Source organism: Sulfuricurvum sp. (genome assembly GCF_019163035.1).
Classification (GTDB): Bacteria; Campylobacterota; Campylobacteria; order Campylobacterales; family Sulfurimonadaceae; genus Sulfuricurvum.
In genome coordinates, this window is sequence record NZ_JAFLKV010000006.1 from 1 (window position 1) to 10,592 (window position 10,592).

Consider the following 10,592-nt stretch of genomic DNA (forward strand, 5'->3'; position numbering starts at 1 on the left):
TCAGAGTATCCATTGAACATCGCAACCGAATATTTTGAAACGATTTCAGCCCCCTTGGCACGTTCTGCCAAAATCGGTAAAATTGTTCCACCACGGTTACTTATTAATTCTGTAATTTCATCAAAACTGCGTGCAAACATAACGGCACTTACCACCGAACCGATAAAGGTTGCATTGGGGCTAAGCACCTGTGCTTTATTAAAATGCTCATATAAAGAGACGGGGCGCGCTAAAATATCCACTTTTTGCTTGAGTTCGATAAACGTCATAATCACAGCAGGCTCTTTGAGTTCACTTGCCAGTTGTTTTTCGAAATCAGCAATACTTTGATTTTCATCCAAATCACGTACCATGACTAGGTAGAGCGACACACCCGTTTTTGCTTTAAGTTCAGCACCGATTGTGTTGATTTGTTCTTGAAACTGTGGATTTTTGACAACATCATCTTTATATAAATATTCTGCATGGAGAGAAAGAGTAAATAAGAATGAGAGGGTGAGGGCCGCGAGCCCTCGTGAGAGTAACAAAAGCTACCCTTAACCGACGTAAAGGTGATTCGGAGTAAGAACCGCCCACAACGTTACCGCTGCAGAAACCACCAATGTAATTGTGATGAGTTTATCCATGATACTTGCCATACTAAACCCCTTATTTTACATCAACACGATGTGCAGCATTTTCGGTGCTGAACATCTTGATGTCTTTTTCTTTTTCGACTTGGTAATAATTTGCCGCACTACCTTGTTGAACACCCAATCCCCATACGGTTAAACCCGCGAGGATAGAGAGAAGCAATACAGTTGCGATTAACATACCGGTGATACCGTCCAATGCAAAAACACTACGATTTTCCATTCTGGCTCTCCTTATTTGCTAAGGCTGGTGACATACGCACCAAGCGCTTTTACTTGAGCTTCTGTCAAGTTGTTGAATGCCGGCATTGCACCGATTGCACCTTTTTTACCGTGTTTCAATACATTCGCTACAAGCGTAGGATTGAATACCGCGATACTTGGAGCAACCATTTCAGTACCTTTTCCATCAGCTCCATGACAAGCTGCACATGCACCTGCGAATACATCAGCACCAGTAGTGCCTTTCATTCCGCCTGCAACATATTTAGATACTGCATCGATCTCAGCATCGCTAATTAAAGCACCTGTATTAGCATTCATCAAACCATTACGATCCGGCATAGGCATTTCCATACCGAGAAGTTGGTTATTTGAACCGTTTTGAATAACATGTTTAACTGATTTCTCTTCCAAACGATTATTCAAATTCGCTGCTTTACCGTCGATACCGTCCGCTTGTAAACCATGACATGGAGCACATTGTACGATAAAGATTGATCCACCCATTTCTTTGAGTGTTTCTTCGTCCATATTAGCATGTTCTGCTTCGAATTTCGCGTCATGAGCCGCTACTTCTTCATTGTACTCACCTATTTGTGAATACGTACCAACTGGATATCCCGCAAGGAAATACCAGATTGCCCAAATAATCAAACCAAGGAAAATAATTGCCCATCCAAAAGGAAGTTCGTTTTTATATTCTCCGATTCCATCCCAGTTTTCATCCGCAAGTTTACCACTTGCTTTGTCAAACTGCATCTGTCGAACATATTTGGTAACTACAAATGATGTAACGATAACGAGTACAACTGCACCTAATACGGCGAGTTTGTTAACCCAGTCACCTTCTCCACCCATACCGCCGGCCATTCCGACAGCAGCGTAAGTGAAGCCAAGCATTGCAATTACAACTACGATAGCAGCAAGTACTGTCTTATTCATTTATGCCTCCTACTTTTAAATCGTCATTTTTTGAGATTTTCTCGATCGGTTGATCGGTAATCTCATCATGGAGCGCGATATTTCCGTACTTTTCATAATCGCGCTTCCCTTTCCATTGCGAGCTGTAGAGGTGGTAGATGTAAGAATACAACACCACCACCAAAAACGCAACGAAGAAAAAGTAAGCATACGCTTGAATCGTACCGATATCCACGCTAAATCCCTTATTTCATACTGTTAAGATAAGCGATCATCGCTACGATTTCAGGGATTTGACCCGCTGCTACCGCATCTTTAACATCTTGATCTTTCATGTCTGCCGCAACTACTTTAGCTTCTTCGAGCGCCGCAGCTTTTGCTTCATCCAGTGTTCCTGCCAATGCTACAGTTGCTTTTGTGCCGTCTGCCATTGGGATTTCAGTGTTATACGGTGTAGCAAACACTTTGTTTACGGTTACTTGTTCAGCATAGGCTGTATCGATATCCGCAGTGTTTTTGAACATCCAGCGATATGCCGGCATGATTGAACCTGGAACAACAGCTGCAGGATCTTTCATATGATTTTCGTGCCAATCCGTTGTACGGTAGTTACCTACACGCATCAAATCAGGACCCGTACGTTTTGAACCCCAAAGGAATGGACGGTCATACGCATATTCTCCGCTCAAGCTGTAGTGACCATAACGGTCAGTTTCAGATTTAAACGGACGAATCAACTGAGAGTGACATCCCATACAGTTGTTTTTGATATAAACATGACGACCTGCAAGTTCCAACGTACTGTAAGGTTTAGTCCCTACAGTCGGTTGAGACGCTTGCGCAAAGTTTGGCAAAATCTCGATGAGACCAGCAAACGCGATTGTTAAGAATACTGCTACCGCGAAAAAGAACGGGTGTTTTTCTAACCAGTGAAACATTTTTCCCCTCCTTATTAAGCGCCCATAGGCGATGCGTTTTGAAGTTCACTCTCTTCAACACGGCGAGAGCTTGTCATTGTTTTGTACATATTGTACGCGAACAAGAACATACCTACGAGGTACAATGTACCACCAACAGCACGGATAGTGTAGTATGGGTGTAATACCGTTACAGTATCGATGAATGAGTAAGCTAAGTTACCGAACTCATCGTGCGCACGCCACATCATACCCTGAGTAATACCTGCAATCCACATAGAAGTGAAATACAATACAACACCGAGAGTTTGAATCCAGAATTGTGTATTCATCAACGATTTAGAATAAATCTCACGTTTGTATACACGTGGAGCCATGTGGAACAATGCAGCCATAATCATGAATGCAACCCAACCAAGAACACCATCATGTACGTGACCAACGATCCAGTCTGTAAAGTGAGCCAAAGCATTAACTGATTTGATCGCTTGAATAGGACCCTCAAGAGTAGAGAACATATAGAATGTAGAAGCCAAGATCATAAATTTGATCAATGGACTGCTAGCAACTTGTTGCCATTCACCCTTCATCGTAAGAAGCATATTGATCGCAGAACCCCATGATGGGAGAATCAATACAACCGAGAATACTGAACCCATAGTCTGCATCCAGTCTGGAACAGTAGAATAGATCAAGTGGTGTCCGCCTGCCCAAAGGTAAACAAACATCAATCCCCAGAACGCAAGAAGAGACAATTTATATGAATAAACTGCTTGGCCTGATTCTTTTGGAAGGAAGTAATAGATCATCGCAACGATAGGTACAGTAAATCCGAACGCAACCGCATTATGTCCATACCACCATTGTACCAACGCATCATTTGTACCAGAGTACATTGAAACAGAGTGATACCATGCACCGATTCCGCCTGAAGCAAAATACGTTGGAATTTCCATGTTATTGAAAAGATACAGCATAGCGATTCCAAGGAATGTAGCAATGTAATACCAAATAGAGATATACAAAGATTTTTCACGGCGAATACCGATCAAACCAAAAATTGACATACCCCAAATAACCCATACCACAACAACTGCGATATCGATAGGCCATTCAAAGTCTGCATACTCTTTACCGGTAGAAATACCGAGTAACAATGAACCAACTACTGCAACTACTACTAATAGGTAGATAAAAAAGTGCAATTTAGCGAGGACCATCAAAAACTTTGATTCCGCCATAGACACTTTCAATACACGCTGACCTACATAATACCATGTAGCCCAGATACCGCTTAGGGTAAATCCAAAGATTACCGAGTCAGTATGTAACGGACGAAGACGACTAAAGTTGGTATACTCTGCCAACCCTTCTCCCGCCATCAAATTCACAGCTGGAAACGCCATTTGCCACGCTAAAATAACGCCGACAAGCATCCCGACAATACCGAGAACAACAGTTGTAAGCATAAACCACTTCGCAACCGTGTAATCATACTCCAATGGACGATTCTCCATTTACGACCTCCTTAAAGATTCAAAGCATAAGAGCCTATTAGGGCACCTCTGACTTCGCAAAACTGTGAAATCAAAGATGCCCTTAACACTTTTGTAACAAAAGTAGGCTATTAAACACTCTAATAATAGCAACCAGAGTATTTAAGGAATCTTAAATTATTAAACATTCTTAACACTTTTGTAACAAAGTCATTATTTTAAGTATATATAAAGCATTTGGGGTAAAAAAGTAACACTGCTAGGATTTTTTATCGTCAGATCAGGGGAGATTATCCCCAATATCTAGTTAACGTTGAAGAAGTTGAAAAAACTCGCTGAAGATATAGCGGCTCTCTTTAGGGCCGGGACTAGATTCGGGGTGATGCTGAACCGAAAATACATGACCACTGTTGTAGCGCAAGCCCTCAATCGTATTATCAAACAAATTGACATGCGTTACTTCGGCGATTTCTCGTACTAATTCAGGAACGTTATAGTTGTGATTTTGTGCTGTAATCTCTACCATTCCCGTCTTAAGATTCTTAACCGGATGATTTCCACCGTGGTGACCGAATTTGAGCTTATGGGTGTCGTATCCGTGCGCGATACTAAGCAGTTGATGACCCAAGCAGATACCAAACAGTGGAATGCGGCGTGCAATCAGCTTTTTAATCTCATCTTGTTCACGTTTCAATACCAATGGATCTCCCGGACCGTTAGAGAGGAAAACACCGTCGATCTCTTTATTCTCGTAACGTGTTATCAACTCATCTGCACTAAAGCTGTTTGGCAGTACTTCAACTTCAAGCCCTGCTTCGGTGAGTTCGTTGAGAATATTGCGCTTAACTCCAAAGTCGATTGCCGCAATGCGAGCTTTAGGTGTCGGAGCATCGTTGTATCGAAAATTGAACGGATCATAAATTCCGTTGCGATGGGTGTACGATGTTTTGGTACTAACCTCTTCGATGTAGTTAATCTCTTCGATACGAGGAGAACTCTCTAATATTTTTTTGAGTTCTTCTTTATCCGAAACTTTGGTCGAAGCGATCATCATCATCGCCCCCTCAGTGCGAAGCATTTTGGTGATGTAGCGAGTATCGATGTCGCAAATACCGATAATACCGTGCGTTTCTAAAAAGGTGTGCAAAGCTTCTTCTGCACGAAATGATGAATATTCACGCTGATACTGACGTACCAAAACCCCTTTGCAGTGGGCTTTAGTGCTCTCCATATCTTCGCTGTTTACACCGACATTACCGATCTCCGGCATCGTAAAGGTAATAAACTGCCCTGCATACGAGGGATCAGTAATGATCTCTTGATAGCCGCTCATCGAGGTATTAAAAACAATCTCACCAACCGCAGTCGTATCGGCTCCAAAACTTTTGGCACTCAGATACGTGCCGTTTTCGAGATAAATCCACGCATCACGCAACATTACGCCATCCCCCGTCTAACCAATTCATCTTTATAAAGTTTTTCATACACGATCTCATATTCGTCCGTTCCCGGAATCAAGTTGCGTTTATAGCTTCTGATTTTTTCATAAACAGCCGATTCGATTTCACTAGAGTCAGCGATAGAACCCGTAATCGCATCGTAAATGATATTTTTAATGCGATTTTCACTCACGTCGTAGTTAATCAAATCTTCTTCATATAAAACATCAAGAATTTGATGTGCAATATCAGAATAGCGATCTTCATATGACAAAACAACACCGTACTGAGGTGCTAATTTCTTTTTGATCATAAAAAAGAGTTGTCGCTCGTCGGCAAGATAAAAATCGATCTGCTCTTCATTCGCATTAACAATTTCTTTGACTTTTTCTTCTAAAGCCATCTCTTTTTTAATATTAACGATCATAATGGTCTCAGCCTCTTTGGCGCAGCTTTCAAGCCCTTTGGTCATAGTGACCAAACCGCTACGGCTAAGATCAACAGCGATTCGCGTTGCGATATGGGGTACGTGTGTCAGTGAAACCTTCATTGCCAGCCCTGAGTGTAATTTTTTGCATTTTAGCCTAAAATACCTCTCAAATCGCTTAGAGGAAATGGAAAATTATTTAGGAGGTTCCGGTAATTTTCGTAATTTATCGGTAATTTCAGACCCTTTTTTCGGATCCATCTTCGCCAATATCTGTCCGACTACTTTGGAATTTAGGGTGCTCATTATCTCTGAAGCATCCGATGCTGACATCTGCGACAGTATTCCGGCTGATGCTGAGGGCTTCATTTTAGCGAATGTTTGAGAGACTTTATCCGATTTTAACTGCTTGATTTGATCTAATACTTTTTTATTTTCGTCCAACATTTTTTTGATGGATGCCTCTTTGGCTTTGATCTCATTTAACTTTTGATCGACTTTAACATCTTTTCCTTGAACCATCGCCTCTTTTTTGCGTAGTAGCTCTTCCGTAGCCCGCTTGAGTGAATCGAGCGATTGTTTTTGTTCATCAATCCGCTCTAATTCGACCAACAGCTCATTTTTCCGATCTTCAAAAATCTTGGTACACTCGTACGATTTTGTAGCCGGAGCAGCGTGAAGTACGCTCATTATTACCAATATCATCAAACCGATTTTTTTCATAGTGCCTCTTTTCTGTAAGTCATTGTACCAATCTCATCGAGCATTTTAGCCTCTTGTGTTTTAAGATGCTTTAAACGTGCATTCATCTCTTGCACTTCCAAATATTTGAATTTCTCGTAATCTATCATAGCCGCTTTGAAACGCTCTCGCACTTGCCGTTGCCGTTCTTCTGCCAAGCGCAGTGTTTGCTGAGCTTGCTCAATCGTTTGGTGTTGTGTATGTATCATGGAGGTAGCTTGGGTAAATTCCCCCACCGAACCGTGTGTGGGTAAACTCATGTGGGAGAGTTCTTCGTAAGCACGGTTAAGTTTGTCAGAAGCAGAAGATAGCGCATTATTCGCACCAATAAGGGCGCGTTCAGCCGTGTCAAGAGCCTTTTTTTTGAGTTTAACCAAAGGCTCATAACGCGATTTGCTCATAAGCGCTCCTTGAGGCAGGATTAGAGTGTTATTGTATCGTTGCGATCCGGTGACGTAGAGATCATGCCGATTTTAGTTTGCGTCAACTCTTCGATAGCTCGAAGATACTCTTGCGCCGTTGCTGGAAGGTCTTCGAAACGGCGAACACCCTCGGTTTTATCCCAACCCGCAAATGTTTTATAGATCGGTTTGACATTTTCGAGATCAAGCGGCATATAATCGATCACTTCACCATTCACTTCATACTCAACACACACTTCGATCGTCTCGAAACCATCCAGTACATCAAGTTTCATAATAGAAAGATCATCACATCCATTCAAACGGCTCGCGTAGCGACATGCTACCGCATCAAACCATCCGCATCTACGTGGACGACCCGTAGTGGTTCCAAACTCATGTCCTTGCTTACGCAAACGCTCACCGATATCACCGTGATCTTCACTCGGGAAAGGGCCGTTTCCGACACGGGTACAGTACGCTTTGACAATCCCCGTTACTTTGCCGATATCTTTTGGATTAACCCCAAGACCCGTACACGCACCCGCTGAAATGGTCGATGAACTCGTAACGTACGGATAGGTTCCGTGATCGATATCGAGCATCGTCCCCTGCGCACCCTCTAGGAGGATTTTTTTATCCTCATCCATCAATTTCCATGCCATTTGAGTCGTGTTCGCCAAAAACGGTACCAACGCTTCTGAAAAGGTTGTTAATTCAACGGTTAATTCTTCTTTAGTTGGTAAGGAGATATCCAACGCTTGGAAGATTGCACTGTTTTGCTCAAAATACTCCATGACTCGATTCGTCAATGTGCTCACGTTACGAAGTTCTCCGAGGCGAAATCCTGCGCGGGCAATTTTTTCGCTGTAAGCAGGCCCGATACCGCGTCCTGTTGTACCAATCGCTTTTTCACCGCGAAGTTTCTCTTTGGCTTGGTCGATCAGGGTGTGAAACGTCAAGATCATGTGTGCCGACTCAGAGACAAACAAACGTCCGAGAAGATTATCAAACTGTTTCATCTCTTTGATCAACGCTTCAGGAGAGACAACAACACCGTTACCGATAATATTGATCGCTTTTGGGTTCAAAATCCCTGATGGGATTAGGTGAAGGGCATGGGTTTTGCCATCAACGACGATGGTATGTCCTGCATTGTGCCCCCCTTGATAACGGGCAACACAATCATACTTTTGCGCGAGCAAATCGACGATTTTCCCTTTTCCTTCGTCTCCCCACTGAATCCCTACTATTAAATCCGCTTTCATAAATAATCCTACTTTAGTTTATTGGTGTAATGCGTCAATCAACGCATCGGTGTAAATGGCGAATCCGACTGAAACAGTTTCATCGCTTTTATAGCGTCCGCCCATCGCATAGACTTCGTTAGCCTCGATAACACGGAAAAAAAGCTCATCATAATAGAGCATTTTAGCGTAATACAAAGGGGCTATGACCACATTCGGATATTCCAGCCCTTCGCAGAGCTCTTTGATTTTTAAAAGCTCCGGTTTGATCGCGTCGGGGACGATGGCAGCAACAGCATCGATCTCATCGGCATGCTGCATGTAAACCAATCGAGTGAGCCAATCGATTTTCAATGACAAAAATTTCTCGATGTTCACATGACGGAAATCATCCAAATTCAAATCCAACATCTCGGTAAGGAGTCGTGGAATATTAATATTGGAGATTTGCAATAACGGCTTCATCTCCAACACATTTAAAATCCGCGTTGCTTGAGTGAGGGCAACCGAGAGATTCGGCTCATCGATGATCTCAACCCCGATTTGATACTGCTCGTCCGCAGGATAACGGTACACCGGCTGAATATAGAACCATTTTTTGTGTTCCGTATTTCCCCCCAAACGTTTGTTGAGGATACGAACGACATCAATCGTCGAATCGGCGCGGAGGCTGATCGGATGATTTTCGCTGTCATTCACACGGATAAGTTCACGCTGATCGCAGACACTCATATGTTGATGGTACGAGAAGAGCGGTGTGATGATCTCTTCAAATCCGGCATCGCTCAGAAGTGTACTCGCTTTGGTTTCGATAAGTCGTTTGGTCTTTGCCGTAGCGGCAAAATAGAGCTTGGAACCCTCAGGAATTTCGTGTTCAAATACCATCGTGTTAGAGTCCGAAGTAGACGGTGTTAAACACGCGGTTAGCGGTTCCGTCATACGTGCGGCGTCCCATTTTATCGAGTGCCAATTCCACCGCGTTAGCTGCCCAACACGCTTCATACGGAGCAATCAGACCCATGTGGTTGATACGGAAAATCGAATCTTTGATGTGATCTTGTCCACCCGCGACATTCACATCGAATGCTTTGAGGGTTGAGCGGATTTTTTTCGCTTCCGCATCCCCTACCGTCGTCATCGAATCAGCGGGAGCTGTCGGATAGATAGAGAGACCGATTGCCATCATCGCTTCACGGGTCGCTTTCGCGCGACGTGCCGTATCAGCGTAGAGCTTATCGAGTCCACCCTCTGCTTTGATGCGGTTCAAAATAGACTCTAATCCGATAGTAATCGTCGTTGCCGCCGTCCATGCCGTCGTGTTTTTACGCTGATTTTTAATCTCGGTAGCAAGGTTAAAATAATACCCTTTGCCGCTTCCGATTTTCTCAATCGCCGCGTTAGAGAGACCCATAATCGCAAGTCCCGGAGGGAGCATCAACGCTTTTTGGCTTCCAGAGATCAGACAGTCGATATTAGTTACGTCTATTTTCTCAACGCCCACCGCCGTGATACCATCGGCAATCACCATGATGGCTGGGTTATGTGCTTTTACCGCCGCTGCAATCGCTTCAACACTGTGGCGCAATCCGCCCGCACTTTCGCAGATTTGGATCGCGATTGCATCGACGTCAGGGTTCGCGTTCAATGCCGCTTGGACTTCCTCAACGGTAGCCGGAGTGTCCCATTCGTGCTTGATCTCAACGTTTGCGATCCCGTGAGCTACGGCAATTTTTCCGAAACGCTCACCGAATTTTCCCGAATTGATCGAGAGGAGTTTAGAATGTGCGAGGTTAATTACCGCACCTTCCATCGCTCCGGTTCCCGATGAAGCGAGCATCAATACCTCATCCATCTCAAGAAGTTCAAACAACAATGTGCGGGTTCGCTCAAAAATCGCTTCAAATTCCGGTGTACGGTGGTGTAGCGTCTCGCCTGCCATCGCAACACGGACAGATTCAGGAACAGGGGTAGGACCGGGGGTAAAAAGTAACATTCAAAAATTCCTTGAGGGAAAGTGTCATAAATCCGCGCATTTTATCCTATGTGAGGTTAGGGGAGGTTTAAGGGGTGAGGCTATGGTACAATTACGCCAAAAAAAGAGCTCAATTATGACCTTATTTGACGCATTAATCCTCGGAGCCCTTGAGGG

General features: G+C 43.7%; 14 protein-coding genes. All 14 read right to left on the reverse strand.

Going from position 1 to position 10,592, the window contains the following annotated elements:
• Positions 1-527: 3-dehydroquinate dehydratase (locus JZU62_RS00385; RefSeq protein WP_295010829.1), on the reverse strand; the 527-nt coding region annotated here is incomplete at its 3' end.
• A 9-nt stretch (positions 528-536) separates the two neighbouring features.
• Positions 537-638, reverse strand: coding sequence for a hypothetical protein (locus JZU62_RS00390; RefSeq protein WP_295010831.1), 102 nt, complete (start codon positions 636-638; stop codon positions 537-539).
• Positions 639-648: 10 nt separating this feature from the next.
• Positions 649-855, reverse strand: a complete 207-nt coding sequence (locus JZU62_RS00395; protein ID WP_295010833.1) for a DUF4006 family protein — start codon at positions 853-855, stop codon at positions 649-651.
• An 11-nt stretch (positions 856-866) separates the two neighbouring features.
• On the reverse strand, positions 867-1,796 hold the full coding sequence (locus JZU62_RS00400) for a c-type cytochrome (RefSeq protein WP_295010835.1): 930 nt from the start codon (positions 1,794-1,796) through the stop codon (positions 867-869).
• Complete coding sequence (locus JZU62_RS00405; protein ID WP_295010837.1) at positions 1,789-2,010, reverse strand: cytochrome c oxidase, cbb3-type, CcoQ subunit; 222 nt, start codon at positions 2,008-2,010, stop codon at positions 1,789-1,791. Before JZU62_RS00405 ends, JZU62_RS00400 begins: the two co-directional genes overlap by 8 nt.
• Before the next feature lie 10 nt (positions 2,011-2,020).
• A complete protein-coding gene (gene ccoO, locus JZU62_RS00410; RefSeq protein ID WP_295010839.1) occupies positions 2,021-2,713 on the reverse strand; it encodes a cytochrome-c oxidase, cbb3-type subunit II in 693 nt (230 codons plus the stop codon).
• A gap of 14 nt (positions 2,714-2,727) precedes the next feature.
• A complete protein-coding gene (gene ccoN, locus JZU62_RS00415) occupies positions 2,728-4,209 on the reverse strand; it encodes a cytochrome-c oxidase, cbb3-type subunit I (protein ID WP_295010841.1) in 1,482 nt (493 codons plus the stop codon).
• A 286-nt stretch (positions 4,210-4,495) separates the two neighbouring features.
• Positions 4,496-5,623 carry a glutamine-hydrolyzing carbamoyl-phosphate synthase small subunit gene (gene carA / locus JZU62_RS00420; RefSeq protein WP_295010941.1) on the reverse strand — a complete coding sequence of 376 codons (1,128 nt, stop codon included), beginning with the start codon at positions 5,621-5,623 and terminating at the stop codon, positions 4,496-4,498.
• 2 nt (positions 5,624-5,625) lie between these two features.
• Positions 5,626-6,177 carry a DUF507 family protein gene (locus tag JZU62_RS00425; RefSeq protein ID WP_295010843.1) on the reverse strand — a complete coding sequence of 184 codons (552 nt, stop codon included), beginning with the start codon at positions 6,175-6,177 and terminating at the stop codon, positions 5,626-5,628.
• A 72-nt stretch (positions 6,178-6,249) separates the two neighbouring features.
• Positions 6,250-6,777 (reverse strand): PDP protein, encoded by a 528-nt coding sequence (locus tag JZU62_RS00430; protein ID WP_295010845.1) that lies wholly within the window; start codon positions 6,775-6,777, stop codon positions 6,250-6,252.
• Positions 6,774-7,196, reverse strand: a complete 423-nt coding sequence (locus tag JZU62_RS00435; RefSeq protein WP_295010848.1) for a flagellar export protein FliJ — start codon at positions 7,194-7,196, stop codon at positions 6,774-6,776. The genes JZU62_RS00430 and JZU62_RS00435 overlap by 4 nt, the downstream gene beginning before the upstream one ends.
• Before the next feature lie 20 nt (positions 7,197-7,216).
• On the reverse strand, positions 7,217-8,464 hold the full coding sequence (locus JZU62_RS00440; protein WP_295010850.1) for an adenylosuccinate synthase: 1,248 nt from the start codon (positions 8,462-8,464) through the stop codon (positions 7,217-7,219).
• 18 nt (positions 8,465-8,482) lie between these two features.
• Positions 8,483-9,328 carry an ATP phosphoribosyltransferase regulatory subunit gene (locus JZU62_RS00445; RefSeq protein ID WP_295010943.1) on the reverse strand — a complete coding sequence of 282 codons (846 nt, stop codon included), beginning with the start codon at positions 9,326-9,328 and terminating at the stop codon, positions 8,483-8,485.
• Positions 9,329-9,332: 4 nt separating this feature from the next.
• Complete coding sequence (locus tag JZU62_RS00450; RefSeq protein WP_295010852.1) at positions 9,333-10,436, reverse strand: aminotransferase class V-fold PLP-dependent enzyme; 1,104 nt, start codon at positions 10,434-10,436, stop codon at positions 9,333-9,335.
• Positions 10,437-10,592 lie beyond the last annotated feature (156 nt).